At 62.2% G+C, this 24,957-nt stretch carries 27 protein-coding genes; 15 read left to right on the top strand and 12 right to left on the bottom strand.

Features of this window, described 5'->3' with window-relative positions:
- Window positions 1–106: 106 nt before the first annotated feature.
- The 3 genes from IMX18_RS13225 to IMX18_RS13215 form a co-directional block, all read right to left on the bottom strand.
- Entirely contained in the window at window positions 107–1,948 is a 1,842-nt protein-coding gene (locus IMX18_RS13225; protein WP_080604860.1) for a potassium transporter Kup, read from the bottom strand.
- Window positions 1,949–2,186: 238 nt separating this feature from the next.
- A complete protein-coding gene (locus IMX18_RS13220; protein ID WP_013972141.1) occupies window positions 2,187–3,413 on the bottom strand; it encodes an MFS transporter in 1,227 nt (408 codons plus the stop codon).
- Window positions 3,414–3,784: 371 nt separating this feature from the next.
- Entirely contained in the window at window positions 3,785–4,660 is an 876-nt protein-coding gene (locus IMX18_RS13215) for a universal stress protein (protein ID WP_015270020.1), read from the bottom strand.
- Between the two features lie 245 nt (window positions 4,661–4,905).
- On the opposite strand from IMX18_RS13215, the gene IMX18_RS13210 reads away from it, so the two are divergent.
- Window positions 4,906–5,139: a hypothetical protein gene (locus tag IMX18_RS13210; protein ID WP_003259758.1), complete on the top strand. Its 234-nt coding sequence runs from the start codon at window positions 4,906–4,908 to the stop codon at window positions 5,137–5,139.
- Between the two features lie 97 nt (window positions 5,140–5,236).
- Here IMX18_RS13210 and IMX18_RS13205 read toward each other — a convergent pair whose 3' ends face one another.
- On the bottom strand, window positions 5,237–5,614 hold the full coding sequence (locus tag IMX18_RS13205) for a hypothetical protein (RefSeq protein WP_015270021.1): 378 nt from the start codon (window positions 5,612–5,614) through the stop codon (window positions 5,237–5,239).
- Between the two features lie 289 nt (window positions 5,615–5,903).
- On the opposite strand from IMX18_RS13205, the gene pstS reads away from it, so the two are divergent.
- The 11 genes from pstS to IMX18_RS13150 all read left to right on the top strand — a co-directional run bounded on the left by pstS (window position 5,904) and on the right by IMX18_RS13150 (window position 16,252).
- Entirely contained in the window at window positions 5,904–6,935 is a 1,032-nt protein-coding gene (gene pstS, locus IMX18_RS13200) for a phosphate ABC transporter substrate-binding protein PstS (RefSeq protein ID WP_003259756.1), read from the top strand.
- A gap of 72 nt (window positions 6,936–7,007) precedes the next feature.
- Window positions 7,008–7,973: a phosphate ABC transporter permease subunit PstC gene (gene pstC, locus IMX18_RS13195; RefSeq protein WP_013972145.1), complete on the top strand. Its 966-nt coding sequence runs from the start codon at window positions 7,008–7,010 to the stop codon at window positions 7,971–7,973.
- Window positions 7,973–8,866 (top strand): phosphate ABC transporter permease PstA, encoded by an 894-nt coding sequence (pstA, locus tag IMX18_RS13190; protein WP_015270023.1) that lies wholly within the window; start codon window positions 7,973–7,975, stop codon window positions 8,864–8,866. The genes pstC and pstA overlap by 1 nt, the downstream gene beginning before the upstream one ends.
- Window positions 8,867–8,941: 75 nt before the next feature.
- The gene (gene pstB / locus IMX18_RS13185; RefSeq protein WP_031324478.1) at window positions 8,942–9,703 is read left to right on the top strand and encodes a phosphate ABC transporter ATP-binding protein PstB; all 762 of its coding nucleotides are present in this window, start codon (window positions 8,942–8,944) and stop codon (window positions 9,701–9,703) included.
- Between the two features lie 93 nt (window positions 9,704–9,796).
- Window positions 9,797–10,495: a hypothetical protein gene (locus tag IMX18_RS13180; RefSeq protein ID WP_015270024.1), complete on the top strand. Its 699-nt coding sequence runs from the start codon at window positions 9,797–9,799 to the stop codon at window positions 10,493–10,495.
- On the top strand, window positions 10,495–11,094 hold the full coding sequence (locus IMX18_RS13175; RefSeq protein ID WP_015270025.1) for a trehalose-phosphatase: 600 nt from the start codon (window positions 10,495–10,497) through the stop codon (window positions 11,092–11,094). Before IMX18_RS13180 ends, IMX18_RS13175 begins: the two co-directional genes overlap by 1 nt.
- 160 nt (window positions 11,095–11,254) lie before the next feature.
- On the top strand, window positions 11,255–11,809 hold the full coding sequence (locus tag IMX18_RS13170; RefSeq protein WP_015270026.1) for a helix-turn-helix domain-containing protein: 555 nt from the start codon (window positions 11,255–11,257) through the stop codon (window positions 11,807–11,809).
- Between the two features lie 27 nt (window positions 11,810–11,836).
- Complete coding sequence (locus IMX18_RS13165; RefSeq protein ID WP_039613291.1) at window positions 11,837–13,183, top strand: glutamine synthetase family protein; 1,347 nt, start codon at window positions 11,837–11,839, stop codon at window positions 13,181–13,183.
- Window positions 13,184–13,267: 84 nt separating this feature from the next.
- Entirely contained in the window at window positions 13,268–14,041 is a 774-nt protein-coding gene (locus IMX18_RS13160; protein WP_015270028.1) for a gamma-glutamyl-gamma-aminobutyrate hydrolase family protein, read from the top strand.
- A 69-nt stretch (window positions 14,042–14,110) separates the two neighbouring features.
- Window positions 14,111–15,469 (top strand): aspartate aminotransferase family protein, encoded by a 1,359-nt coding sequence (locus tag IMX18_RS13155; protein WP_015270029.1) that lies wholly within the window; start codon window positions 14,111–14,113, stop codon window positions 15,467–15,469.
- Between the two features lie 228 nt (window positions 15,470–15,697).
- Window positions 15,698–16,252: a helix-turn-helix domain-containing protein gene (locus tag IMX18_RS13150; RefSeq protein WP_054572893.1), complete on the top strand. Its 555-nt coding sequence runs from the start codon at window positions 15,698–15,700 to the stop codon at window positions 16,250–16,252.
- A 26-nt stretch (window positions 16,253–16,278) separates the two neighbouring features.
- Here the strand turns inward: IMX18_RS13150 and IMX18_RS13145 are convergent, their stop codons facing one another.
- Window positions 16,279–17,037 carry an SDR family NAD(P)-dependent oxidoreductase gene (locus IMX18_RS13145; protein ID WP_217190481.1) on the bottom strand — a complete coding sequence of 253 codons (759 nt, stop codon included), beginning with the start codon at window positions 17,035–17,037 and terminating at the stop codon, window positions 16,279–16,281.
- 171 nt (window positions 17,038–17,208) lie between these two features.
- Here IMX18_RS13145 and IMX18_RS13140 point away from each other — a divergent pair, with 171 nt between their 5' ends.
- Genes IMX18_RS13140 through IMX18_RS28280 form a run of 3 tightly spaced genes read left to right on the top strand, consistent with a single transcriptional unit; the run spans window position 17,209 to window position 19,479 of the window.
- Window positions 17,209–17,730 (top strand): chalcone isomerase family protein, encoded by a 522-nt coding sequence (locus IMX18_RS13140; protein WP_054572907.1) that lies wholly within the window; start codon window positions 17,209–17,211, stop codon window positions 17,728–17,730.
- A gap of 43 nt (window positions 17,731–17,773) precedes the next feature.
- On the top strand, window positions 17,774–19,300 hold the full coding sequence (locus tag IMX18_RS13135; protein WP_217190483.1) for a cryptochrome/photolyase family protein: 1,527 nt from the start codon (window positions 17,774–17,776) through the stop codon (window positions 19,298–19,300).
- Window positions 19,297–19,479: a DUF2256 domain-containing protein gene (locus IMX18_RS28280; protein ID WP_015270033.1), complete on the top strand. Its 183-nt coding sequence runs from the start codon at window positions 19,297–19,299 to the stop codon at window positions 19,477–19,479. Before IMX18_RS13135 ends, IMX18_RS28280 begins: the two co-directional genes overlap by 4 nt.
- Here IMX18_RS28280 and IMX18_RS13125 read toward each other — a convergent pair.
- The 7 genes from IMX18_RS13125 to IMX18_RS13095 form a co-directional block, all read right to left on the bottom strand.
- Entirely contained in the window at window positions 19,417–19,905 is a 489-nt protein-coding gene (locus IMX18_RS13125; protein WP_054572890.1) for a DUF2878 domain-containing protein, read from the bottom strand. The genes IMX18_RS28280 and IMX18_RS13125 overlap by 63 nt on opposite strands.
- Window positions 19,905–21,167: an SAM-dependent methyltransferase gene (locus IMX18_RS13120; RefSeq protein WP_015270035.1), complete on the bottom strand. Its 1,263-nt coding sequence runs from the start codon at window positions 21,165–21,167 to the stop codon at window positions 19,905–19,907. Before IMX18_RS13120 ends, IMX18_RS13125 begins: the two co-directional genes overlap by 1 nt.
- Window positions 21,142–21,951, bottom strand: a complete 810-nt coding sequence (locus tag IMX18_RS13115; protein ID WP_015270036.1) for a DUF1365 domain-containing protein — start codon at window positions 21,949–21,951, stop codon at window positions 21,142–21,144. The genes IMX18_RS13120 and IMX18_RS13115 overlap by 26 nt, the downstream gene beginning before the upstream one ends.
- Window positions 21,948–23,195 (bottom strand): NAD(P)/FAD-dependent oxidoreductase, encoded by a 1,248-nt coding sequence (locus IMX18_RS13110; RefSeq protein ID WP_217190485.1) that lies wholly within the window; start codon window positions 23,193–23,195, stop codon window positions 21,948–21,950. Before IMX18_RS13110 ends, IMX18_RS13115 begins: the two co-directional genes overlap by 4 nt.
- A 6-nt stretch (window positions 23,196–23,201) precedes the next feature.
- Window positions 23,202–23,954, bottom strand: a complete 753-nt coding sequence (locus tag IMX18_RS13105; RefSeq protein ID WP_013972160.1) for an SDR family NAD(P)-dependent oxidoreductase — start codon at window positions 23,952–23,954, stop codon at window positions 23,202–23,204.
- Window positions 23,951–24,373 carry a nuclear transport factor 2 family protein gene (locus IMX18_RS13100; RefSeq protein WP_015270038.1) on the bottom strand — a complete coding sequence of 141 codons (423 nt, stop codon included), beginning with the start codon at window positions 24,371–24,373 and terminating at the stop codon, window positions 23,951–23,953. Before IMX18_RS13100 ends, IMX18_RS13105 begins: the two co-directional genes overlap by 4 nt.
- Window positions 24,374–24,475: 102 nt before the next feature.
- Window positions 24,476–24,922 carry a PAS domain S-box protein gene (locus IMX18_RS13095; protein ID WP_003257626.1) on the bottom strand — a complete coding sequence of 149 codons (447 nt, stop codon included), beginning with the start codon at window positions 24,920–24,922 and terminating at the stop codon, window positions 24,476–24,478.
- Between the last annotated feature and the right edge of the window lie 35 nt (window positions 24,923–24,957).

Here is a 24,957-nt window from a genome sequence, read left to right as displayed (position 1 = left end):
GCGGATACGACATAAGGTTGCCCTTTAAGTTCCGCAGTGCGCAGCCTTTCGACGAAGCGGCTGCCAGGCCCTTTCAGTACCTGGCAGCCTCAAGCTTCATGACTGCTCAGATCTCGACCTGGGTGCCAAGCTCGATCACCCGGTTCAGCGGCAGCTTGAAGTACTTCAGGTTGCTGTTGGCATTCTTCAGCAGGAAGGCAAAAAGGTGCTCACGCCAGCGGGCCATGCCCATCTGCCTGCCTGCAATGACCGTCTCCCGGCTGAGGAAATAAGTGGTGCGCATGGGGCCGAACTCAAGGTCCGCACGCTGACAGCGGCTTAACGCCAACGGCACGTCGGGCTCCTCCATGAAGCCGAAATGCAGGCTCACGCGGAAGAAACCGTCACCAAACTCCTCGACCTCAAAGCGCTTGCCAGCGTTGACCCGTGGCTCGTCCTCGAACACGACGGTCAACAGCACCACCTGTTCATGCAGTACCTGGTTATGCAGCAGGTTGTGCAGCAAGGCGTGAGGCACCGCCTCGGGCCTGGCGGACAGGAATACGGCAGTACCGCCCACGCGGTGAGGCGGCTGGGCCTTGAGGCTGGTAATGAACAGGTCCAGCGGCAGCGAACTTTCGTCCAGCCGCTCGACGATCATCCGTCGCCCGCGCTTCCAGGTAGTCATCAGGGTGAACAGTGCAAGGCCGGCAATCACCGGAAATGCACCGCCCTGGAGGATCTTCGGCGCATTGGCGGCGAAATACAGGCTGTCGACCAGCAGGAATGCCAGCAGCATCGGCACCGCCAGCCAGCGTGGTGCCTTCCACAGCAACAGCACCACTGCCGAAGCCAGCAGTGTGGTGATCAGCATGGTCCCGGTCACGGCTACGCCATAGGCTGCCGCAAGTGCCCCGGACGACTCGAAGCCGACCACCAGCAGCACCACGCCAACCATCAGTGCCCAGTTCACCATGCCGATGTAGATCTGCCCCTGTTCCTCGCTGGAGGTGTGCTGGATGAACATGCGCGGTACGTAACCCAGCTGGATGGCCTGGCGCGTCAGCGAGAACGCACCGGAAATCACGGCCTGGGACGCGATGATGGTGGCCAGCGTGGCCAGCCCGACCATGGGCAGCAGGGCCCATTCGGGCGCCAGCAGGTAAAACGGGTTGCGCACTGCCTGCGGGTCGCCGAGGATCAGCGCGCCCTGGCCGAAGTAGTTCAGTACCAGGCCGGGCAGCACCAGCAGGAACCAGGCCCGGGCGATGGGTTTGCGGCCGAAGTGCCCCATATCGGCGTAGAGCGCTTCGGCGCCGGTCAGCGCCAGCACCACTGCGCCCAGGATCGCAACCCCCATGCCCGGGTGCAGCACGAAGAACTTCACCGCCCAGAGCGGGTTGAGTGCCTGCAGCACCTCCGGGCGCTGGACGATGCCGTGCAGGCCCAGTGCACCCAGCACGACGAACCACAGCACCATGATCGGCCCGAAGAGGATGCCGATGCGCGCGGTGCCATGCTTCTGGATCAGGAACAGGGCCACCAGCACCACCACCGACAGTGGCACGACCCAATGCTCGATACCGTCGAAGGCCAGTTGCAGGCCCTCGACGGCCGATAGAACGGAAATCGCCGGCGTGATCATGCTGTCGCCGTAGAACAGCGCGGCGCCGAACAAGCCGAGCAGCACCAGTATCCTGCCCAGGCGCTGGTAGGGCGCCGCCGCCCGATGCGCCAGGGCGGTCAGGGCCATGATGCCACCTTCGCCCTGGTTGTCGGCACGCAGGATGAACAGTACGTACTTGAGCGATACCACCCAGAGCAACGACCAGAACACCAGCGACAGCACTCCGAGTACGCCAGCGGTGTTGGCCTGTACGCCATAGTGCCCGGCGAACACCTCCTTGAGGGTGTACAGCGGGCTGGTGCCGATGTCGCCATACACCACGCCGACAGCGGCGACGAGCATGCCGACAGGGTTGGACTTGGCGGGAAGGGATTGATTTGCGATAACGGTGGACTGGCTCACGAAAGGTTTCTCTGGACTGGCGGGTATAAATGCATGCCATCCCTGAGCATCGCGCGCCCAGTATTCCTTCTGTCTGCCGGCTCAGTCGTAAAAAGAGCGTAAAAAATCAGCCAGCGCCCCAATACCTGTCAGTCAAGCAATTCGGGGCCGCTTTGCGGCCCGGCCGGCGATGGTTTGGTCAGCCAGGTTGCGCCGCCAGGCTGTTGCTGACGTTACGCCCCAGCACCAGCACCGTAGCGAAACCGCAACCCACCAGGGCCGTGGCCAGGCTCAGCAACACCGAGCTGCCCAGCTGGTCGACGATCCGACCGCCGAAGAACGAGCCCAGTGCAATGATCACCTGGAACATGGCAACGAACAGCGGCATACCACGTTCGACATCCTTGGGCGCGACGACGAACATCCAGATACTGGCGCAGGCCGGGAACGCGCCGAAGGCGAAGCCCCACAACCCGATCAGCATCGCGGCACCGGTCATGCCGGTGGCGAAGTGAGGGAACAGGGCAGTGCTGGTGCCGATCATCAGCGCTACCAGCAGCAGGGTGTGACGTACGCTGCGGTTGGCGGCGAAACCGGCGAAGATATTGCCGAATACCCCGGCCACGCCATAAAGCAGCAGCAACGAGCCAATGGTAGGCCCATCGAAGCCGGAGCTTTGTTTGAAGAAGGGCGCGACATAGGTGTACGCGGCAAAGTGCGCCAGGCCGATCAGCAACACGGCAATCAGGCCAACCCGCGCCTGTGGGTTGATGAACAGGGCCGGCAGGTCGCTGATGCGAATGGCTTTGTCCGGGTTGAGCCGCGGGAGCAACAGGATCTGCGCCAGCAGCACCGGTATGCCCAGTAGCGCGGTTATTAGGAAGGTCATGCGCCAGCCCATCAGGCCACTCAACCAGGTGCCCACCGGCACGCCCAGCACGGTGGCCAGGGTTACGCCGACCATGATGATCGAGGTGGCCTGGGCTACGCCCACGCCCTTTGGCGCCAGGCGGCCGCTGAGGGCAATGGCCGTTGCCCAGAAGCCGCCGATACTCACGCCCAGCAGCACGCGGCCGAACAGCAGCAGGTTGAAGTCGCTGGCGTAGGCTACTACCGCGTTGGCGATGATCATGATCAGCGTCAGCCCGATCAGCAGGTAGCGACGGTCCAGAGCGCCAATGCCCACCGAGAGTAGTGGGGCGGCGAGGGCGGCCATGATGCCGGGCAGGGTGACCATCAGGCCGGCGTGGCCTGCACTGATGCCAAGGTCGCTGGCGACATCGTTGAGTACGCCCACCGGCAGGAACTCGCTGGTCACCAGGGCGAAAGCGCCGACGGCGACCGAAAGGATTGCCAGCCACTGCTGGCTGACGCTTTGTTGATCATGTTCGGGGAGGCCGCGAGGGGCCTGGCTGGCACTTGGCATGGTATTGGATTCCAAGAGAGGGATGTCGCCTGAAGCAGGCGCGAGGAGCGGGGGAAATTTGCCGGGGATTATAGGGGGCGGTTTCGCCTGGCCAACATGCGGGTCGCTCGATAGTAATCATCAGCGCAATCGATGAAACGCCTTGCGCAGAGCGCCCGCTGTTGGATGGGAGCGCAGAGAACAAATATCGCTCGTTTGAAGCGTCCATTGTAGGAGCAGCCTTGTGCTGCGAAGAGGCCGGTACTGACAAAGCCTTTGTATTGCTTGTCCCGGCCTCTTCGCAGCACAAGGCTGCTCCTACAAAACCTCACTTAACCAATGAGTCGCCTGTCCGCGAAGGACAGGCACGTGTCCTCCACATCACATGCATCTTATGGCGATACCAGCACATCGCACTGGGATTCGTTCAGCACATGCTTGGTGACGCTGCCTATCAGCAGCTCTTCAAGCGCGCTTTCCCCTTGCTTGCCAACCACGATCAGGTCGCATTCCAGCTCTTGTTCCTGCTCGGCAATCCGCCAGGCAGGGTCGCCATGCACCACGATTTGCCGAGCATCTGCCACTCCGGCGGTTTCGCTCAAGGCCGCGAGCTGCTGGACCGCATCCTTGCGGATGACATTGCGGTAGTGAGCAAGGGTCTCATGGTCGATGTGGGCGAAACGCATGCTGCCTTCGAACGGCGCTTCGTAAACATGCAACAGAATGATCTCGGCCTGTGGGGCAATGGCTTTTGCCAGTTCGATGGAGCGCAGTGACGAAGGCGAAAAATCAACTGCAACCAGCAAGGTCCGGTAGGCATCGCGTGGCGCCTGCTTGACCACCAGCAAAGGGCAGGGCATGCGGTTCAGCATCTTCTGCACCGTGGAGCCCAGCAGCAGGCGCCGCGCGACGCTCTGGCCCTTCGCCCCGCATACCAGCAGGTCGCTGCGTTTATCCTGCACCACACGGGTGATCTCCGTGGTCACCGAGCCATGCGCTACCTGCACGCCAGCGGCGATGTCATGGCGCTGGAACAGCATTGCAGCCAGTGCGCGGATTTTTTCGCCAGCGGTATCCAGCACGCGCTTCAGCAGATCATCACCAGGTGCGACCAACTGCTTCAAGCGCTCGAAGGGGGCCGGGTTGGCAACGTACAGCAGGTCCAGCGATGCCTGCTGCGCCTTGCTCAGGTGCGCAGCGCGCTCTGCCGCGTTGCGGGCGGAGGTGGACAGGTCGGTTGCTACCAGTACGTGGTTCAGGTGGCTCATGTGGGACTCCTTATCCAAGGCCGCGCACAGTGCTCGATGGCGATGGCCTTGAGCACAATGCGCATGGCGGTTTTCGATTCGTTCCTTGCTGGCAGCCATCGTCGCGCGAACCCGGCCCAGCGGCTTGACGTGCGTCAAGGGAGCACTTCGGCTGATAGGCTCGCAGGGGTATTGCGATTGTTTGCATGAGTCAACTTGATGCTTTCCCGTAGCAGTACTAATACTAAGAGACTGCCGGGAGGGGGATGATCATGCAGATGCGCTTTGTTGTGGTTCCCGCTGTGCCGCTAAAGAAAGAGATTTACCCGCGTAGTCTTGGCTTTCCCGCAACGTTAGGGGAGGGCTATGACCTTTATGACACACAGGAAAAGCTGCGCCTGACCCTCAACTACCCCACACGTGCCGAGGCGGAATTCGTATGCGCATCCCGCAACAGTTGCCGGGATGCCGACACGGCGGATATCGCCGGGAATGGTTGATGCTGTGGCGGACACCGGCGTAGCCGGTGCCATGCATCACATTGCGTTCTTCGCGGGCACGCCCGCACAGGGATTGCGCCCGGTTCAGGGCTTGTGGTCATGCGTGCTTGAGCGCTTCCACCAACTGTGCCTTGGTCATGGTGGAGCGTCCTTTGATGTTTTTGCTGCGCGCTTCCTTCATCAGGCTTTGCTTGCTCTGGGTTTCCAGGGAGCTGCCCGATGTGCGGGAATGACCTTGGCGCGACTTCGCCGCCCGTTTGGCCGAGTCCGAGCGGGCAGTTTTCTTCTCGCTGGAGGATGTAGCCTTACCCGAGCCACCTTTCTTCTCGCCTCCACCGGACTGTTTGTTCACGGTGGCCCAGGCACGCGCTTCGGCCTGCTCTTTGGGCACGCCTTTTTGCTCGTAGCTTTCCTCGATGTGTTCGGCCTTGCGCTTCTGCTTGTCGGTGTATTTGTCCTTGTCGCCGCGTGGCATGGCACTCACTCCCGTCTGCTTTGCATGTGCGGTTGAATGCCGCGGCAACGCCAGAGTGCCCGGTAATCGACGAGCGGCGCCACGAAGCCTGCTGCCTGCCGGAAGCAGTCATTCAATCGACACATCGAAGCCGTAGGGTTGAGACAGGAACCACTCCAGGGCTCTGGCCCCTGATGTTGCCGTGATGGCGCCGCCAGACGGCTCTACCCTGCGGCCTGCCATTCATCGGTCACAAAGCTGTAACATTGCTGCTGCAAAGTGTGCCGGCCATCACACGGAGCGCTTTTCGATGATACGCCTGATGAAATCTGCTGCACTCGCCGTTGCCGTTTCTCTTTGCGCCACTTCGGCATCCTTTGCCGCAGAGAACATCCGCCTGACCGGTTCCGGCGCAAGTTTCCCGGCACCGATCTACCTGACCTGGTTCAAGGCCTTCAGCAAGGAAACCGACGGTGTCACCGTTGACTACCAGTCCAAGGGGAGCGGGGCGGGTGTTCAGGACTTTCTGAACAAGACCGTCGACTTTGCCGCCAGCGACTCGGCAATGAAAGCCGAAGAAATCGCCAAGGTCGGCGAAGGCGTGCAGTTGCTGCCAATGACCGCCGGTGAGATCGTCCTGGCTTACAACCTGCCAGGCAACCCCAAAGGGCTGAAGCTGCCACGCGATGTGTACTCCAACATCTTCCTCGGCAAGATCACCCAGTGGAACGACCCGCAGATCGTCGCGGCCAACCCTGAGCTGAAACTGCCCGCCACCCCGATCACCGTGGTCGTGCGTGCCGACTCCAGCGGCACCACTGCGGTATTCACCAAGCACCTGTCGGCCATCAACGCTGACTTCAAGCAAGCGCTGGGTGAAGGCAACACCGTCAACTGGCCGGCCAGCGACAAGTTCATCAAGTCGCCGAAGAACGATGGCGTAACCGCCACCGTCCGCCAGACCCCAGGCGCCATCGGCTACATCGAATACGGCTTCGCCAAGCTGGCCAAGGTCGACTTCGCCCAGCTGCAGAACAAGGCCGGCCAATACGTCGTGCCGAACGCCGAGAGCGGTGCCGAGGCGCTGGCTGCGGTGAAGATGCCGGAGAACCTGGTGGCCTGGCTGCCTGACCCGGACGGTGCCAAGTCCTACCCGATCACCTCCTACACCTGGATGATCTTCCGCAAGGACAACGGTAACCCGGCCAAGGCCAAGGCCATGCGCGAAATGGTCGAATACAGCCTGACCGAAGGCCAGAAGATCGCCGACTCGATGGGCTACATCCCGCTGCCAGCGTCGGTTGTCGATCAGGTACGCAAAGCGTCGGCCAACATTCAGTAACACGTCCAGGCGCTCCCGGTGTGGTCTGGCGGCCATGCCGGGTGTGTTTGCTCTCTGTCCCGGAACTTGCCCATGAACACTCCTTTTGCCATCCCGGCTAACCCCGACTCCGCGTGCCAGCCACCGTCTGCGAAAGACTTCCTGGTTGATCGCACCTTCCGTGCGCTTGCACGCATCGGTGTGGTGCTGGTGCTGGCGCTGGTCTTCGCGCTGGTCTACGAAGTGGGCCGCAAGGCACTGCCAGGCATCGAGAAGCACGGTTTTGACGTGCTGTTCGGCAGTGTCTGGGACGTCAACCAAGGCAAGTACGGTATTCTGCCAGCGATCTGGGGCACGCTCTACAGCGCCCTTATCGCCCTGTTGATCGCCGGTTTCTTCGGCGTCAGCATGGCCATCTTCCTCACCCAGGACTTCCTCCCGGCCCGGCTGGCGGCGGTGTTCCGCACCATCGTCGAGCTGCTCGCTGCCATCCCCAGCGTCGTCTACGGCCTGTGGGGGATCTATGTGGTCATCCCGGCCATTCGCCCGCTGACCACCTGGCTGAACAGCGAGCTGGGCTGGATTCCCTTTTTTGGTACTTCCCTGAGCGGCCCAGGGCTGCTGCCTGCCGCGCTGGTGCTGGCGATCATGATTCTGCCGACCATCGCCGCCGTTTCGCAGGACGCCCTGACCAGCGTGCCGATGAAGACCAAGCAGGCCGCCTACGGCCTGGGCGCCACCCACTGGGAGGCCATTCTCAAGGTAATGGTGCCATCGGCAGCCACCGGTATCTTTGGTTCGCTGGTACTCGGCCTGGGCCGTGCGCTGGGTGAAACCATGGCGCTGGCCATGCTGGTGGGCAATGCCAACAACATTTCCCTGTCCTTGTTCGCCCCGGCCAACACGCTGGCGGCCTTGCTGGCCCTGAACTTCCCGGAGGCCGGCCCGAACGAGGTCGAGGTACTGATGTACGCCGCACTGGTGCTGATGTTCATCACCCTGCTGGTGAACGTGCTCGGCTCGATGATCATGCTCTACGCCCAGCGGGGTAACAAATGATGACCAACCTCACCACCCCTGCAAACGCGTTGCCCAGCCTGCAGCGCAAGCTGGAAGGCCGTTCCCTGCGCAGCCTGTTGTTGACCACGCTGGCATGGTTCGCGGCACTGGTTGCCAGCGTGCCGCTGATCTCCGTGCTGTACATGCTGATCACACGCGGTGGCGCACGCCTCAACCTGGAGGTGTTCACCGAGCTGCCACCCACCGGTTTCGAGATGGGCGGGGGCTTTGGCAACGCCATGGCCGGTACTTTCGTCATGGTCGGCATTGCTGCTGCCATCGCCGTCCCGGTCGGTATCCTGGCCGCGGTGTTCCTGGCCGAACTCGGCCCGGACAGCAAGCTGGCCAACACCGCGCGCTTTGCCGCCAAGATGCTCACCGGCCTGCCGTCGATCCTGGCTGGCGTATTCGCCTATGCCCTGGTGGTGATGACCACCGGCACCTACTCCGCGCCGGCAGGTGGTGTGGCCCTGGCGGTACTGATGCTGCCCATCGTCGTGCTGACCGCTGAAGAGTCGATGAAGATGGTGCCCAAGATCATGAAGGATGCCGCCTACGGCATGGGCTGCACCCGTGCCCAGGTGATCTGGAAAATCGTCCTGCCCACCGGCCTGCCGGCCATCCTGACCGGCGTCATGCTGGCCGTGGCCCGTGCCGCCGGCGAGACCGCGCCGCTGCTGTTCACCGCGCTGTTCAGCAACTACTGGATCCTGCATGACGGTGACCTGGCGGTCATGAACCCGACGGCCTCGCTGGCCGTACTGATCTACAACTTCTCCGGCATGCCATTCGACAACCAGCTCGAGCTCGCCTGGGCGGCCTCGCTGGTACTGGTGATGATCGTGCTGGTAATCAACATTCTGAGCCGAGTATTCGGCAAGCCCAAGTATTGAGAAAGGGAGCATCCGACCTTGAACGTATCCACTGCGCCAAAAGCCGCTCCCGTGGTCAGCGAAGCCCCCATTGTCATGGACTGCAAGCTGGACAAGATCTTCTACGGCAATTTCATGGCCGTTCGCGACAGCCATGTGCCGATCCGCAAGAACGAGATCACCGGTTTCATCGGGCCGTCCGGCTGCGGCAAGAGTACCGTGCTGCGTAGCCTCAACCGCATGAACGACCTGGTGAAGGGCTTCCGTTTCGAAGGCCATGTGCACTTCCTGGGCCAGGACGTCTACGGCAAGGGCGTCGACCCTGTGGTGGTGCGCCGCTACATCGGCATGGTGTTCCAGCAGCCCAACCCGTTCTCGATGAGCATCTTCGACAACGTCGCCTTCGGCCTGCGCCTGAACCGCTACAAGGGCGATATCGGTGACCGCGTCAAGCACGCGCTGCAGGGCGCCGCGCTGTGGGACGAGGTGAAGGACAAGCTCAAGGTCAGCGGCCTGGCCCTGTCAGGCGGCCAGCAGCAGCGTCTGTGCATCGCCCGCGCCATCGCCACCGAGCCGGAAGTGCTGCTGCTGGACGAACCCTGCTCGGCACTCGACCCGATTGCCACCCGCCGGGTGGAGGAGCTGATGGTCGAGTTGAAGAAGGACTACACCATCGCCCTGGTGACCCACAACATGCAGCAGGCGATTCGTGTGGCCGACACCACCGCGTTCTTCTCGGTCGATATCTCCAAGGGCACCCGTACCGGTTACCTGGTCGAAATGGGCCCGACCACGCAGATTTTCCAGAACCCGCGTGAGCAGCTGACTGCTGACTACATCAGCGGCAAGTTCAGCTGAGGCCGCACGTGCCAAGGTGGCCGGGTGTTGCAGTCAGGAAGGCTGCAACACCCGGCCGCATTACCTTCCGTCAAGTGTTACCAGGGATTTCCAATGCCAGCGACGCGTCGTCTTGATCTGCCAGCGGTAGAGCGCGCACTGCGTGAGGTGCAGGCCCGCTTTGCCGAACTCAGCCAGCATTTCACCGAACCGCGCGATCCGTTTACCGACGAGGTGCTGCTGAATGTGGTTGAAGGCTATGCCCTGATTGACGACTATGTCGCCCGGGGTGTCGACCTTTTCGACCTTCAGCAACTGAACCTGATGCTGGAGATCAATGCCACCGTGCTGTGCGGCAGCGACCCGGCACGCAGGCTGGAGTTTGCCCCGCACCTGGCGGCGACCGAGGCGCACTTTTTCAACAACGTGGAGGGCGGCATCAAGGACCTCTACAACTGGTATTGCTCGTACGGCAGCGACTCGATCTGGAAGCGCGCGGCGGGTGTCTACGTTCGAATTCTGAGCAAGCCGCAGCTGTTCATCGAAGGCAACAACCGCACAGGGTCGCTCATTGTCAGCTACCTGCTGATGCGCGCGGGGTTACCGCCATTCGTGTTGTCGCTGGACAATGCCGAGGGTTACTTCAACCCATCCTCGGTCATACGCAACTCTGCCAAGCATGGTGTCAAGGCTTTGTACGAACTACCCAAGATCAAGAAAAAGTATGCAGCTTTCCTTGAAGCGCACGCGCCTGAGCCCGGCAAGTTCTTCCTGGGCGTCACATCCATGCCTGCGCGCGAGAGGTGCCGCTGATGCAAAGCTCTTCTCTGTTCCAACGCGGGCGGCAAGCCATCGAGCGCACGTTCAACCGCCCGCAGATACGCATTTCGTTCGATATCGACGACACGCTCGCCTGCCAGGCCGACCATGCCGCCGCCGAGGACAGCAAGCTGCCGGCGTTCATCCACCGCTGGTTGGGTGAACCCCTGCGCAGTGGCACGCGCTCGCTGATGCGCGATTTGCGCCGCCAGGGCTGCAGCATCTGGATCTACACCTCGTCGGGGCGCACACCGTCCTACATACGCCGTTGGCTGATGCTCTACGGTATCCGGGTCGATGGCGTGGTCAACAGTGACCGGCACCAGCATATCCTGGCCGTGAACGGGCTTGAGAATGCGCCTTCCAAGTTGCCGTCGGCTTTCGATATCGACCTGCATGTCGATGATTCCGAGGGCGTGCGGCTGGAAGGCGTCGACCACGGTTTTCGCGTGGTGGTGGTGTGCCCCAAGGATGAGAACTGGGCGCAGAAAGTGATGGATGCGGCGGTCGATGTGCAGGCACAGCTGGCCTGGCAGCAACCGCACCGCTATGAAATGCCGGTACGGCAGCGTTCGCAGGCCCTCGCTTCCTGAGGGCTTCAAGGTACTTTTCTCGTTACGCCTCTTCGCTACTTGTTGCCCCCCCACACCTCCCTTCGCGGTTTCCCATTTTCAGCTTCGGCTTGACTCGTGAAATTTTTCATGTAATTTTTCATGAAAAATAACTCTAAAAATTTCACGGCAGTCTCAAACGATGAAGATGCACGAAGAGGTTGAAGCCCTCGCGATCCTTATTCACGACCTGCGCAAATTCAAGAACCTGACCCTGGGCGAACTGGCCGAGCGCATCAACCGCTCGGTGGGCTTCCTGTCCCAGGTCGAGCGCGGTGTTTCGCGCCCTACCGTGGCCGATCTCACCGCCATCAGTGAAGCGCTCGGCGTATCCACCGCGTACTTCTACAACCTGAGCAAGCCCCGCAGCGTCAGCTGGGTCACGCGCCCCCACGAGCGGCGCACGCTGTACCTCGAGTCGGGCATCACCGATGTGCTGGCTTCGCCCACCATCGGCGGCGCGTTCTCCATGCTCGACAGCCATCTCGAGCCAGGCGCCAGCAGTGGCGAGCTGTACCTGACCGACCGTTCCGAGCAAGGCTGTTTCGTGCTCGAAGGCGAACTCACGGTCTGGCTGGACCACGGCGACGCCGTGACCCTGCAGGCCAACGACTGCTTCCAGCTGCACCCCCACGCGCAGTTCCGTTACGCCAACCTGACGGAAAAAGCCACCCGCGTGCTCTGGGTCTTCAACTGAATTCGTTCACCTCACAAGGACAAGAAGATGAGTGTCGTCTTTCCGGATCTGCTGACTGAAGTGCGCTCGTTCCGAGCGAAACACCCAGAAATACGTTATGTCGACCTGATTGCGCTGGATATTCCCGGGCACTTCTACGGCAAGCGCTACCCCATGGACATGCTGGAAAAAGTCGCAGCCGGCGCGCCGCTGAAGTTGCCGCAGAACTGCGTGCTGCTGGGCACCCAGGGTGGCCTCTATCCAATCGGTGACTACTGCTTCGCCGATGGCGACCCGGATGCCGCCCGCCGCCTGGTGCCGGGTACCCTCAGGCCGGTGCGCTGGGAAAAGGAACCGATCGCGCAGATGCTCATCACCTCTGACGGCACCGCCAACCCCATCGAGTTCGAGCCCCGTGAAGTGCTGGCCCGGGTGATCCAGCGCCTGGCCAGGCGCGGCATTCGCCCGGTGGTGGCCTTCGAGCTGGAGTTCTACCTGTTCGACCGCAAGCTCGATAACGGCCTGCCACAGTACCCACGCGACAAGGCGACCGACGACCACGACGACCAGCCGAACATGCACATCGAGCGGCTGTCGCGCTTTGCACCGGTGCTGCACGAAATGGTCGATGGTGCCAACGAGCAAGGCGTGCCGGCGAACGTCATCACCGCGGAGCTGGGCCCAGGCCAGTTCGAGATCAACTTCTCGCACAGCGACGATGCCATGAGCGCGGCGGACTGGTCGGCGCTGTTCTGCCGCAGTACCCGCGGGATCGCGATGAAGCACGGCTACCGAGCCAGCTTCATGAGCAAGCCGTACCTGGATGCGCCGGGCAGCGGCATGCATGTGCACGTCAGCCTGTACGACAACGCCGGCAACAACATCCTCGCCGGCGATGACCAGCGCAAGCTGCGCCATGCGGTGGCAGGGTGCCTGGAGTTGCTGCCGCACTGCATGCCGATCTTCGCCCCGAACCACAATGCCTACCGCCGTTACGGTGCCATGGTCAACGCGGCGAGCAAGGCCAGCTGGGGTTTCGAAGATCGCGATGCGTGTATTCGCATCCCCGAGTCCGACCCCCGCAACCTGCGCATCGAACACCGCCTCGCTGGGGCCGATGCCAACCCGTACCTGGTGCTGGCGGCCATCCTGACCGGGATGGAGCATGGCCTGGAACGTGGCGTCGAGCCCATCGCCCCGCTGAACGACAACCGCCAGAGCGGCATCGAGTTCCCCAAGGATGCCTTCAGTGCCCTGGCCGCCATGCGTCACCACCCGGAGGTCAACGCGGGCCTGGGCAGTGAATTCGTGATGGTCTACTGCGAAAACAAATACCAGGAGCAACTGGACTTCATGCGCCACATCGATGCCCGCGAATACCGCTGGTTCCTGTAGGTGCCGGGGTCGGGGCAGCGCCGCTGCACCCTGCCTTTCTACCGTTTCAATACAACGCGCAATATGGATTTGCCGGAGGAAGATATGCCACGTGTGCCCGTTATCGGCATTACCGCATGCACCAGCATGATCGAGCTGCATGCAACCCAGACCATCAGCGAGAAGTACGCGCGCGCGGCGGCCAAGGCAGCGTGTGGGCTGCCCATCGTGATACCCAGCCTCGCAGACCTGATGGACAGCGCCGATATTCTCGACGTGGTGGACGGGCTGATCTTCACCGGTTCGCCGTCCAACATCGAACCGTTCCACTACAACGGACCGGCCAGTGCAGCGGGCACCCATCACGATCCGCTGCGTGATGCCACCACACTGCCACTGATGCGTGCGGCCATCGCCGCCGGAGTGCCGGTGCTGGGCATCTGCCGTGGTTTCCAGGAAATGAACGTGGCGCTCGGTGGCACCTTGCACCAGAAAGTGCATGAGACCGGCATGTTCATGGACCACCGCGAAAGCAAGGGTGAGCCCATCGAAAAGCAATACGGCCCGCGTCACGCCCTGCATATAGAGCCCGGCGGCATGCTCGACCGCATGGGTTTGCCGGCGGTCATCGATGTCAATTCCATCCACGGCCAGGGCATCGATGTACTGGCCCCCGGGCTGAGGGTGGAGGCGCTGGCGCCCGATGGCCTGGTGGAAGCTGTTTCGGTCGAGAACAGCAAAGGCTTTGCCCTGGCCGTGCAATGGCACCCCGAGTACCAGGTCATGGACAACCCGCATTACCTGACCATCTTCCAGTCCTTTGGCAAGGCCTGCCGGCATCGCTCGGTACTGCGCCAGATGCTGTTGAAGACCGCCTGACAGCGATCTTTCCCAATTACAAAAAAGTACCTGCGCAGCACGGCTGCGCAACTTGATGGAGTGAAGTCAATGAGTGAGCAGAATTCGCAGACCCTTGCCTGGCAAGCCATGAGCCGCGACCACCACCTGGCCCCGTTCAGCGATGTTCGGCAGCTGGCCGAGAAAGGCCCGCGCATCATCACCTCGGCCAAAGGTGTGTACCTCTGGGACAGCGAGGGCCACAAGATTCTCGATGGCATGGCGGGCCTGTGGTGCGTGGCGGTGGGCTATGGGCGCGATGAGCTGGCCGACGTCGCCAGCCAGCAGATGAAGCAGCTGCCGTACTACAACCTGTTCTTCCAGACCGCGCACCCGCCCGCACTGGAACTGGCCAAGGCGATCGCCGATGTGGCCCCGCAAGGCATGACTCACGTGTTCTTCACCGGCTCTGGCTCCGAAGGCAACGACACCGTGCTGCGCATGGTCCGCCATTACTGGGCGCTCAAGGGCCAGAAGAACAAGAAGGTCATCATCGGCCGCATCAACGGTTACCACGGCTCCACCGTGGCCGGCGCGGGCCTGGGCGGCATGAGCGGCATGCACCAGCAGGGCGGGCTGATCCCGGATATCGTGCATATCCCGCAGCCATACTGGTATGGCGAAGGCGGCGACATGACCGAGGCCGACTTCGGCGTGTGGGCGGCCGAACAGCTGGAGAAAAAGATCCTCGAAGTTGGCGTGGACAACGTTGCCGCCTTCATCGCCGAACCGATCCAGGGCGCTGGCGGGGTGATCATTCCACCGCAGACCTACTGGCCGAAGGTGAAGGAGATCCTGGCCAGGTACGACATCCTCTTCGTCGCTGACGAAGTGATCTGCGGCTTCGGCCGTACAGGCGAGTGGTTCGGTAGCGACTACTACGACCTCAAGCCCGACCTGATGACCATCGCCAAGGGCCTTACCTCCGGCTATATCCCCATGGGCGGCGTGATCGTGCGAGATGAAGTGGCCAAAGTCATCAGCGAAGGCGGCGACTTCAATCACGGCTTCACCTATTCCGGCCACCCGGTGGCGGCTGCGGTCGGCCTTGAGAACCTGCGGATCCTGCGTGACGAAAAGATCATCGAGCAGGTGCACGACAAGACCGCGCCTTACCTGCAACAACGCCTGCGCGAGCTGGCTGACCACTCGCTGGTAGGCGAGGTACGCGGCCTGGGCATGCTCGGTGCGATCGAGCTGGTGAAGGACAAGGCCACCCGCGCGCGCTATGAAGGCAAAGGTGTCGGCATGATCTGTCGCCAGCACTGCTTCGACAACGGCCTGATCATGCGTGCCGTGGGTGACACCATGATCATCGCGCCGCCGCTGGTTATCAGCATCGAGGAGATCGACGAACTGGTGGAGAAGGCCCGCAAGTGCCTGGACTTGACGTACGAGGCTGTTCGGTAAGGGGGGCTGCTGTGCAGCCCATCGCCGGCAAGCCAGCTCCCACCTCGACCGCATCGACTTCAAGTGCTGCGCAGTACCTGTGGGAGCTGGCTTGCCGGCGATGGGCCGCAAGGCGGCCCCGAATTAAACTGCCGGTTCCCGCAATTCCTTGAAGAATCTTGCTTTGTGAAATGAATCATGTACTTTTCAGGGCATCAATTTTTCCCATCCGAAAGTCGCGATTCAACCATGAAAGTTCACGAAGAGATCGAAGGCCTGGCCGTACTGATTCGCGACCTGCGCAAGTTCAAGGGCCTGACACTGGGCGAACTGGCCCAGCGCATCGGCCGTTCGGTGGGCTTTCTGTCCCAGGTCGAACGGGGCGTATCCCGCCCAACCGTGGCCGACCTCACGGCTATCAGCGAAGAGCTCGGCGTCTCCACGGCCTATTTCTACAAGCTGGACCAGCCCCGCGAGCTCGAGTGGGTCACCCGCCCTCACGAGCGTCGTACCCTTCACCTGGCCGGTGGCATCACCGATGTGCTGGCATCCCCCACGATAACGGGCGCGTTCTCCATGCTCGACAGCCACCTGGAGCCGGGGGCCAGCAGTGGCGAGGAGTACCTGGACGACAGCTCGGAGCAGGGCTGCTTCGTGCTCGAAGGCGAACTGACCGTCTGGCTGGATGGCGGCGAGCCGGTAACGCTGCGCGCCAATGACAGTTTTCAGCTGCAACCCCACGCGAGCTTTCGTTACGCCAACCTGACAGACAAGCTCACCCGCGTGCTCTGGGTATTCAGCTGAGAGGGGAATCCAGGCTGGCTCTGGAGTCACCAGGCAATCGGTGTCCCGTCCCACGCCCAGAATGTACCGCTCTGTTCCGGGCCGTGTCGGCTCACCAGCGCTAGAATGCATGTGGCTGCAAACGCCGGCGAGAACAGTTTTCCTGGCGCCACATTGCCCTGAAAGGGTTGGGAAAGGCGGGTGTCGGTGGTCCCGGGATGCAGCAACAGTACCGTGGAAGCGGGGTTCAGTCGCTTGAGCTCGATGCTCGCGGTACGCAGAAGCTGGTTGAGCGCCGCCTTGCTGGCGCGATAGCTGTACCAACCGCCAAGATGATTGTCGCTGATCGACCCGACCCGCGCCGACAGCGCCACATAGGTCATCGGTTGCTGTCGCAACAAGGGCAGCAAGTGCCTGAGCAGCAGGACAGGGGCGAAACAGTTGGTCGTGAAGCTGGCCAGCAGCCCCGCCATATCCACCTGTGTCAGCGCTTTTTCGGCCCGTGCGGGTGGCGCTTGCAGCACGCCAAGCGTGCAAAATACCAGGTTCAAGTGGTTGCAGCAGGCTCCCACCCGCGCCGCCAGTGTTTGCAGTGCCACTTCGGAACAAGCGTCGCAGTCGATGCGAACCAACTGTCGTGGGTGCTCGGCGAACAAAGCATCCAGCGCAGGGTTGCTGGTGGCATGTCGCGAGACGGCAAACACCCGTCCGATGTCGTCGCGCGCCAGCAGCTGTGTGCACAGTGCAAGGCCGATCCCCTGGCTGGCTCCGCAGACCAGCACGTTGGCGGGGGGTATGAAGGTCATTGATAAGGCTCACTGAACTGCCTCCTTTGCCGGCCCCGACGCAGGTATGCCACTGTCACTGGCTCTGCCGAAACAAGGCCCTGAGACCCGCAAGTAAAAGTTGTACAACCTCATAAAAAACTGTACATAGTTTCTAATATTGTACAGGTATTTCACGTGCTCGAGGTCAGTATGGGGCACACGACTCGTTGGGCCTGGCTTTGCCTGCTATTGACTGCCCTGTCGGAGGCGGCGGACTGGCGAGCGGAGCTGCCGGCAGCGCAACGGCTGGGCGTCGGTGAGTTCAGCTGGTTTGGCTTGCGCCTTTACACCGCACAGCTATGGGCAGCAGGTCCGGTCCAGGACTGGAGCCGGCCTTTTGCCCTTGAGCTGGCCTATCACCGAAGCCTGTCCAGGGACACGCTGGTACAGGCCAGCCTCGAGGAAATGTACCGCCTGGCACCTGAAAACCTGACGCCGCAGCGGCGCGCGGCGTGGTCCCAGGCCATGCAGCAGGCGTTTGTGGATGTACGGCCAGGCATGCGCATCACCGGCTTGTACATGCCGGGGCAGGGCTGCCGCTTCTACGTCGATGGCAAACTCAGCCGGGCGGTCGCCGACCCCGTTTTTGCACGGGCGTTCTTCGCCATCTGGCTCGATCCGCGGGCCAGGGATCAACAACTGCGTCAGCGTCTGCTGGGGGGCATGCCATGAATCTGCGTAGCGGTAACGCTGACCAGCCTGGGGTAGCCTGAAGATGCGCCTGGGTCTGGTACTGGGTGACCAGCTGTCCTTCGACCTGGCAAGCCTCAACGCCCTCGATCCTGCCCGCGATGCTGTGCTGATGGCGGAAGTGGAAGGGGAGGCCAGGTACGTGCCGCATCATCCGCTGAAGATCGTCCTGATCTTCAGCGCCATGCGGCACTTCGCACTGGCACTGCGCGAGCGCGGTTGGCAGGTGCATTATGTGCAACTCGATGATGACGGCAACAGCGGAACCATCGTTGGCGAGTTGCGGCGCTGGCAGCAGGCCCTGGGAGCCACGCATATTCACCTGACCGAGTGCGGAGAGTGGCGCCTGGAGCAGGCGTTGCGCGATGCCGCACTGCCGCTTGTGTGGCATCGCGACACGCGGTTTCTATGCTCCCGCGAAGCTTTCGCGCGCTGGGCCCGGGAGCGCGGCCAACTGCGCATGGAGCACTTCTACCGTGGCATGCGCAAGCGCACCGGCCTGCTGCTGGAGCCTGACGGCAGCCCGGCAGGTGGAACCTGGAATCTCGATGGCGACAACCGCAAGGCCTTGCCTCGCCAGCTACGTGGCCCTTTCGCCGCACATTTCGCACAGGACGACATCACAGCTGCAGTAATAGCCCTGGTACGGCAACGCTTCAGCGACCACTACGGAGCCATCGACGGTTTCGACTACCCGGTGACCCATGCCGAGGCACAGCAGCTCTGGCAACACTTTCTGGATTTCGGCCTGGCGGCTTTCGGTGACTACCAGGATGCGATGGCCGAGGGCGAGCCGTACCTGTTCCATGCGCGCATCAGTGCAGCACTCAACATCGGGCTTCTTGATGTGCGTTTTCTATGCGACGGGGTCGACAAGGCCTGGCGCGAGGGGCGAGTACCGCTCAATGCAGCAGAGGGCTTCATCCGCCAGCTGATCGGCTGGCGTGAGTATGTACGCGGCATCTATTGGCTGCGCATGCCGGAGTATGCCGCGCTCAATTACCTGGGTAACGAGCGAGCGTTGCCGGAATTCTACTGGACCGGTCGCACCCGCATGCGCTGCATGGAGCAGGCCATCGGGCAGACCCTTCGCTTGGGTTACGCTCACCATATCCAGCGCCTGATGGTCACCGGCAACTTCGCCTTGTTGGCCGGTATCGCGCCCACCGCAATCTGTGAGTGGTACCTGGCTGTCTACATGGACGCCTTCGACTGGGTCGAACTGCCCAACACGCTTGGTATGGTGATGTACGCCGACGGCGGCTACCTGGGCTCCAAGCCTTACTGCGCCAGCGGTCGCTACATCCAGCGCATGTCCGATCATTGCAAGGCGTGCAGTTACAGGGTTGACCAGGTGGCCGAGGAGGACGCCTGCCCGTTCAATGCCCTGTACTGGCATTTTCTCATCCGTCATCGCCACCTGCTTTCGGCCAACCCGCGTCTGGCGCTGGTCTATCGAAACCTCGATGGCATGTCGGCTGACCGTCGCGATGCCATCTGGCAGCGTGGCCAGTCACTTTGGGCGCGACTCGATGCGGTGCAGCCGATATGAAAAAGGGTCTTTTGCCCAGCAAGGTCTGCGTGGTGTGTGGGCGGCCGTTCAACTGGCGCAAGCGCTGGTCACGTTGCTGGGAGCAGGTGCGCTACTGCTCCGAACGATGCCGCAGGTCAGCACCGCACCGCAAGGCGCACGAGCAGGGGGAGGGTAACGGCCCATATCGGCATCAGTAACAGGCCGGTTACCGGTGCGCCCATGGGCAAGTCGACATTTGCCAGCCCCGCTCCGCCTATATAGGCCAGCGGGCCGCCAACTGCACCTAGCAGTGCACCGAGCTGCCAGTGCCTGTCGGCCCATGCCAGGCTGTGGCGCATGCCGCTGGCCAGTACCAGCCACAGCAGCGCAAGCCACAGCGGCAATGGCCAGGTGTCGAAGCTGAACACGCCCAGCGCGCCCAGCACGCTATCCAGCACACACCCGACCGGCGTTACCAGCAACAGCGCCTTGACCTCTGCGTGGACGGCCGGGCACAGGCTCAGATGCACGGCCAGGCCAGCGATCACCAGCATCGACAGGAAGGGTTTTTCGGCCCCCAGTATGCATAGCCACCAGCCAGCCTGTAGCCACAAGGCATTGGCGAGCAGCCAGCCACGGCTCATCAGGCACTGCCAGGCAAGGGCGCGCGCCGTGCCTGGGGCGCTGCCCAGAGCAGATGCGCGACACCGATGGTGCGCTCCTCGAAACCGCCTTGGCAGTAACACAGGTAGAACTCCCACAGGCGCTGGAACATGTCGTCGTAGCCCAGGTCCGTCAGCGCTGCGCGTGCCTGGCGCAGGTTTTCTCGCCAATGCCGCAATGTGTGGGCATAGTCCTGGCCGAAATCTTCCATGTGCAAGAGGTTGAGTGCGGTGTGCCGGCTGGCAGTTTCCAGCATCACGCTCAACGAAGGCAGGGCGCCACCGGGGAAGATGTAGCGCTGGATGAAGTCGACCGACCGCCGCGCCTGCTCATAGCGCTGGTCGCGTATGGTGATCGCTTGCAACAGCATCAGGCCGTCGGGCTTGAGTAGCGAGGCGCACTGGCGGAAATACACCGGCAGGTAACGGTGGCCGACAGCCTCGATCATCTCGATCGAGACCAGTTTGTCGAAGGTGCCTTGAAGATCGCGGTAGTCTTCGCGAAGCACTTTCACGCGCTGCTCCAGCCCCAGGGCCTGAACGCGTTGCAGGGTATGGCTGTACTGCGCCTCGGAAAGCGTGGTGGTGGTGACCTTGCAGCCATATCGGGTGGCGGCGTGGATCGCCAGGCTGCCCCACCCGCAGCCGATCTCCAGCAGGTGGTCGGCAGGGCTCAGCTCCAGCTTCTGGCAGATGCGCTCCAGCTTGTGCAGCTGTGCTTGCTCCAGTGTCTGCCCCGGGTGTTCGAACTGAGCTGCCGAATACATCATGGTGGGGTCGAGCAGCCGCTCGAACAGGGCATTGCCCAGATCGTAGTGCGCCAGAATATTGCGGCGGGCACCGCGCCTGTTGTTGCGGTTGAGTTTGTGCTGCAACCGCAGGGCAGGGCGGCCGAAGCGGGCCAGGCCCCCCTCGAGGGCGTCAAGTACCTCAAGGTTTGCGACGAACAGACGAGTCACCAGCGCCAGGTCGGGACTGCGCCAATAGCCGTGAATGTAGGCTTCGCCAGCACCGATCGAGCCATTGCCGGCTATCAGGCCCCAGGTGATGTCATCAAGGATCTCCACCTCGGCCTGCAACGGGCTGTGGGCGTCACCGAAACTCCACTGCTGCCCGTGGCTGAGCAGGCGCAGGTGGCCATGGCGCAGCCTGCCCAGCCGGGCGAGCACGGCATTTCGTGCCAGCCCGCCGAACAATGGCCCGAGGCCTGCGAACTTGCTAACGCTCAGGGTGGGGTTCGACATCATCAGGGTCCTCGCAGGAATGGCCGAGCGCCAGGTCACGCTGGCTGGCCGTGTGGTCATGGACGGGGGTGCGTTTGAACAGCAGGCGCAATGCCTGCCAGTAAATGGCCGAGACGGTGCGCAGGCTCATCCATGGGAAGGCCAGTACGTATCGGTGCACAGCGGCTCTATCCAGCGCCTGGCGTTGCAAGGCCAGGTCGGCCTCGAACACCTTGCTATCGGCTTGCCAGTTCTCCATGTGGATGCGCACATGTTCAGCGTCCAGGGCGAAGCGCAAGCGATAGTCCATGTGCAGTGGCATGAACGGTGACACATGGAAGGCCTTGGCGACGGTGAAGGGCCCGGCAAGGTTTCCGCGCACCGGCAGCACGTAATGGAAGCGTTCACGCCATGGTGTGTTTCGCACCTCCAGCAGGATTGCCGTCAGCCGTCCGTCACGGTCATGGCAGAAATAGAAACTGACCGGGTTGAACGACAGCCCCCAGCAACGCAACTGCGTGAGCAGGTGCACCGGCCCCTCAGGCATTTCTCCCGTCGCGCTGCGCACCAGCAAGCGTGCAGCCTGGGCCAGGGTCTCGCCCCGGCGGGTCTGGGCTGGCAGGTAATCTGCCTGGTTCCAGCTCAGCGGCGCCAGGCGCCAGCGCCACAGCCAGCGTGACAGGCCTGTCAGCAAGGCTTGCTCGTCCAGGTCCAGGTAGAACATGCCGATCCTGTAGCGGAAGGCGTGGGGGCGCGGCGCCAGGCGCCGGTGGCTGACCCAGCCCACGCAAAGGCTGCTGTTCACAGGTGCTCTCCGAAATGCGCGGCCACCTTCAACGCACTGACCACGCCATCTTCGTGAAAGCCGTTGCCCCAGTAGGCGCCGCAGAAGTAACTGTGGCGCTGGCCCTGCAGCTGCGCCTGGCGCGCCTGCGCGGCGCACGCCGCAAGGCTGTATTGCGGATGGTCGTACTGGAAGCGGGCAATGATCTGCGCCGGATCCACCAGCGCGGTCTGGTTGAGGCTCACGCAGAAGGTCGTCGCTGCCTGGATACCTTGCAGAATGTTCATGTTGTAGGTCAGCGCGGCAGGCGCCTGCTGCGGCCCGCCGAGACGGTAGTTCCAGCTGGCCCAGGCGCGCTTGCGGCGGGGTAGCAGACGGGTATCGGTGTGCAGCACCACATCGTTGCTGGCATAACCGATGGCGCCGAGCACTTCCCGTTCCTGCACGCTCGGCGCTTCGAGCAAAGCCAGGGCCTGGTCGCTGTGGCAGGCGAACACCACATTGTCGAAACGCTCGGTACCGGCAGCGCTCGTCAGGGTGACGCCACCTTCGTCGCGGCTGACCCGGAAAACCTTGCAGTCGAGGCGGATGCGCCCGGCAAACGGCCGGCACAGCGGACTGACGTAGCTGCGCGAACCCCCTTCGATCACGCGCCACTGTGGACGTTGGTTGACCGACAACAAGCCGTGGTTGCGACAAAACCGCACAAAGAACGCAAGTGGGAAGGCGAGCATGTCCGCGCGGGACATCGACCAGATCGCCGACCCCATCGGTACGATGTAATGGTCGATGAAGCGCTGTCCATAGCGCTGAGCCCGGAGGTAGGCGCCCAGGGTCGCGTTGGCATCGATACGCTGGTTATCCAGGTCGGCGAGCGCCTGACGATTGAAACGCAAAATATCCCCTAGCATCCCCCAGAACCCCGGGGACACCAGGTTGCGGCGTTGGGCGAACAGGGTATTCAGGTCGTGCCCGTTGTATTCCAGGCCAGTGACCGGATCATGCACGGAGAAGCTCATTTCGGTCGGCCGTGAGGCGACCTTCAGGTGGTCGAGCAAGCGGATGAAGTGCGGGTAGGTCCAGTCATTGAAGACGATGAAGCCGGTATCTATTGCATGGCGTTCACCCTGCCAGATCACATCGAGGGTATGCGTGTGGCCCCCGATCCATTTCTCGGCTTCGAAAACCGTCACCTCATGCTTGCGTGACAGCAGATGAGCGCAGGTTAACCCTGCAATGCCGCTGCCGATGATTGCTATACGCATGGATCATCATTCCTGTTCATGACGGGCAAGGCGTTGCCCAAGCCCCAGGCGCAGGCGCGCGGGCAGTGCGCCAAGCAGGCGCAATACCAGGATGAAAAGCCGGGGGAAGTTGATTTCCAGCGGGCGCTCGGGAAGGCGTTTGGCAATATGGCTGGCTGCGCGCTGCGCCGACCACAGCTGCGGCATGGGGAAATCGTTGCGACGGGTCAATGGCGTGTCGACAAAGCCCGGGTTGACGAGGGTGACGGCGATGCCTTCGCGGGCCAGGTCGATGCGCTGCGATTCCACCAGATAACGCACGGCTGCCTTGGACGCGCCATAGGCGCCGGCACGGGGCAAGGCCAGCCAGGTCACCGAACTGCCCATGACCACCAGATGAGGGCGTTGACCGGCGCGAAGCAAGGGCAGGGCCGCTGCCAGGCAGTAGCTGACAGCAAGGAAATTGGTACGGACCACGCGCTCGACCAAGGCAGGGTCGAAATGGTCCGGCTCCAGGTACTCGCAGGTGCCTGCATTGAGGATCACCCTGTCCAGCGCTCCCCAGGCCTGCTCGATACGGGTTGCGATCCCGGCGACCTGTACGGGGTCGTCCAGGTCGCCAATGGCCAGCAGCACCTGCCCGGGAAAACGTTCAGCCAACGGGGCGAGACGATCTGCATGTCGTGCGCCCAAGGCAACCTGGTGGCCTTGCTCCAGCAGGCATTGTGCAAGTGCGGCACCGATACCGCTGCTTGCGCCTGTCAGCCAGCAGCGGCTCATGCCATCCGGCCTTTGAGCCATCGAATCGCACCGCCCATGACCGGAACATGTTCGTAGAGCAGGGCTGCTGCGTCGAAATAGTCCTGGTGAAAATGGACCCGGTCATGCCATTGCAGGTAACTGCATCCTTGCAAGCTGATCTGCTGACCGCGGGCCAGGCGTGGGTGGCGAAACTGCAGGGTCCAGCGCAGGTAACCTTGCCCGGGCATCACTTCGTCGATGCTGGAAAAGGCATAGCGAATGTCGTGAGCGTTGGCGTACAACTGCGCGAAATAGGTTCGCAGAGCGCGCAGCCCCTGGATCTGATGCAACGGATCGCGAAAAGTGACATCGTCGCTGTACAGCTTTTCAAGGGTGCCGAGGTTGCCCCCGTCGAGTCTGCTGAAGTGCTCGGCGAATTGCTGCAGATACGCTGACATGCTGGACTCCAGGAAATCCTGTACAGAAATGGCTTGTTGTACAGGTATATCTGAAGTCTAAGCGTAAATCTATACAAGTCAACGATCTTGTATAGGTTTTGTTCAGCGCTCAGCCTGGCCCAGTTGTCGGCGCAATTCAGCCACCTCGGCCTCCAGCTCGCGTAGCTTCTCCTCAGCGAAAATCTGCGCTGTGACATCGCGCTGGATGCCGATGTAGTACGTCAACTGGTCCGCCTCGTTGTACACCGGCGTGACGGACAACTCGTTCCAGAACAGGCTCCCGTCCTTGCGGTAATTGCGCAGCACCTGGCAGCACGGCAGGCCTCCACGGATCGCCTCGCGGATGTTGGCAAGGCCGGCCTGGTCATGATCGTCGCCCTGCAGAAAACGGCAGTCCTGATACAGGATGTCCTCGGCGCGATAGCCGGTCAGGCGCTCGAAGGCGGGGTTGACGTAGATAAGGATGCTGTCGTCGCCCTCCTGCTCCGCGACGACGATGCCATCGTTGGAATGCTCGACCATCAGTTGCATGAGTTTCGCGTTGATCATGGGGCCCACCTACAGGCATTTAGGATGCAAAGTGC

It is taken from the genome of Pseudomonas shirazica (genome assembly GCF_015168335.1).
Taxonomy (GTDB): Bacteria; Pseudomonadota; Gammaproteobacteria; order Pseudomonadales; family Pseudomonadaceae; genus Aquipseudomonas; species Aquipseudomonas asiatica.
The sequence above is the reverse complement of the archived record's forward strand: the minus strand, read 5'-3'. Positions and strand labels throughout refer to the sequence as shown.

Excerpts from the sequence above, each read along its gene's own strand:
- IMX18_RS13215 (WP_015270020.1), bottom strand. The coding sequence starts at position 4,660 with ATGAGCCACCTGAACCACGTACTGGTAGCAACCGACCTGTCCACCTCC.
- IMX18_RS13165 (WP_039613291.1), top strand. The coding sequence starts at position 11,837 with ATGAGTGTCGTCTTTCCGGATCTGCTGACTGAAGTGCGCTCGTTCCGA.
- IMX18_RS13140 (WP_054572907.1), top strand. The coding sequence starts at position 17,209 with ATGGGGCACACGACTCGTTGGGCCTGGCTTTGCCTGCTATTGACTGCC.
- IMX18_RS13145 (WP_217190481.1), bottom strand. The coding sequence starts at position 17,037 with ATGACCTTCATACCCCCCGCCAACGTGCTGGTCTGCGGAGCCAGCCAG.
- IMX18_RS13150 (WP_054572893.1), top strand. The coding sequence starts at position 15,698 with ATGAAAGTTCACGAAGAGATCGAAGGCCTGGCCGTACTGATTCGCGAC.
- IMX18_RS13120 (WP_015270035.1), bottom strand. The coding sequence starts at position 21,167 with ATGTCGAACCCCACCCTGAGCGTTAGCAAGTTCGCAGGCCTCGGGCCA.
- pstB (WP_031324478.1), top strand. The coding sequence starts at position 8,942 with ATGGACTGCAAGCTGGACAAGATCTTCTACGGCAATTTCATGGCCGTT.
- IMX18_RS13220 (WP_013972141.1), bottom strand. The coding sequence starts at position 3,413 with ATGCCAAGTGCCAGCCAGGCCCCTCGCGGCCTCCCCGAACATGATCAA.
- IMX18_RS13105 (WP_013972160.1), bottom strand. The coding sequence starts at position 23,954 with ATGAGCCGCTGCTGGCTGACAGGCGCAAGCAGCGGTATCGGTGCCGCA.
- IMX18_RS13225 (WP_080604860.1), bottom strand. The coding sequence starts at position 1,948 with ATGCTCGTCGCCGCTGTCGGCGTGGTGTATGGCGACATCGGCACCAGC.
- IMX18_RS13205 (WP_015270021.1), bottom strand. The coding sequence starts at position 5,614 with ATGCCACGCGGCGACAAGGACAAATACACCGACAAGCAGAAGCGCAAG.
- IMX18_RS13210 (WP_003259758.1), top strand. The coding sequence starts at position 4,906 with ATGATCATGCAGATGCGCTTTGTTGTGGTTCCCGCTGTGCCGCTAAAG.
- IMX18_RS13155 (WP_015270029.1), top strand. The coding sequence starts at position 14,111 with ATGAGTGAGCAGAATTCGCAGACCCTTGCCTGGCAAGCCATGAGCCGC.
- IMX18_RS13135 (WP_217190483.1), top strand. The coding sequence starts at position 17,774 with ATGCGCCTGGGTCTGGTACTGGGTGACCAGCTGTCCTTCGACCTGGCA.
- pstA (WP_015270023.1), top strand. The coding sequence starts at position 7,973 with ATGACCAACCTCACCACCCCTGCAAACGCGTTGCCCAGCCTGCAGCGC.
- IMX18_RS13180 (WP_015270024.1), top strand. The coding sequence starts at position 9,797 with ATGCCAGCGACGCGTCGTCTTGATCTGCCAGCGGTAGAGCGCGCACTG.
- IMX18_RS28280 (WP_015270033.1), top strand. The coding sequence starts at position 19,297 with ATGAAAAAGGGTCTTTTGCCCAGCAAGGTCTGCGTGGTGTGTGGGCGG.
- IMX18_RS13170 (WP_015270026.1), top strand. The coding sequence starts at position 11,255 with ATGAAGATGCACGAAGAGGTTGAAGCCCTCGCGATCCTTATTCACGAC.
- IMX18_RS13110 (WP_217190485.1), bottom strand. The coding sequence starts at position 23,195 with ATGCGTATAGCAATCATCGGCAGCGGCATTGCAGGGTTAACCTGCGCT.
- IMX18_RS13125 (WP_054572890.1), bottom strand. The coding sequence starts at position 19,905 with ATGAGCCGTGGCTGGCTGCTCGCCAATGCCTTGTGGCTACAGGCTGGC.
- IMX18_RS13100 (WP_015270038.1), bottom strand. The coding sequence starts at position 24,373 with ATGTCAGCGTATCTGCAGCAATTCGCCGAGCACTTCAGCAGACTCGAC.
- IMX18_RS13175 (WP_015270025.1), top strand. The coding sequence starts at position 10,495 with ATGCAAAGCTCTTCTCTGTTCCAACGCGGGCGGCAAGCCATCGAGCGC.
- IMX18_RS13160 (WP_015270028.1), top strand. The coding sequence starts at position 13,268 with ATGCCACGTGTGCCCGTTATCGGCATTACCGCATGCACCAGCATGATC.
- IMX18_RS13095 (WP_003257626.1), bottom strand. The coding sequence starts at position 24,922 with ATGATCAACGCGAAACTCATGCAACTGATGGTCGAGCATTCCAACGAT.
- pstC (WP_013972145.1), top strand. The coding sequence starts at position 7,008 with ATGAACACTCCTTTTGCCATCCCGGCTAACCCCGACTCCGCGTGCCAG.
- pstS (WP_003259756.1), top strand. The coding sequence starts at position 5,904 with ATGATACGCCTGATGAAATCTGCTGCACTCGCCGTTGCCGTTTCTCTT.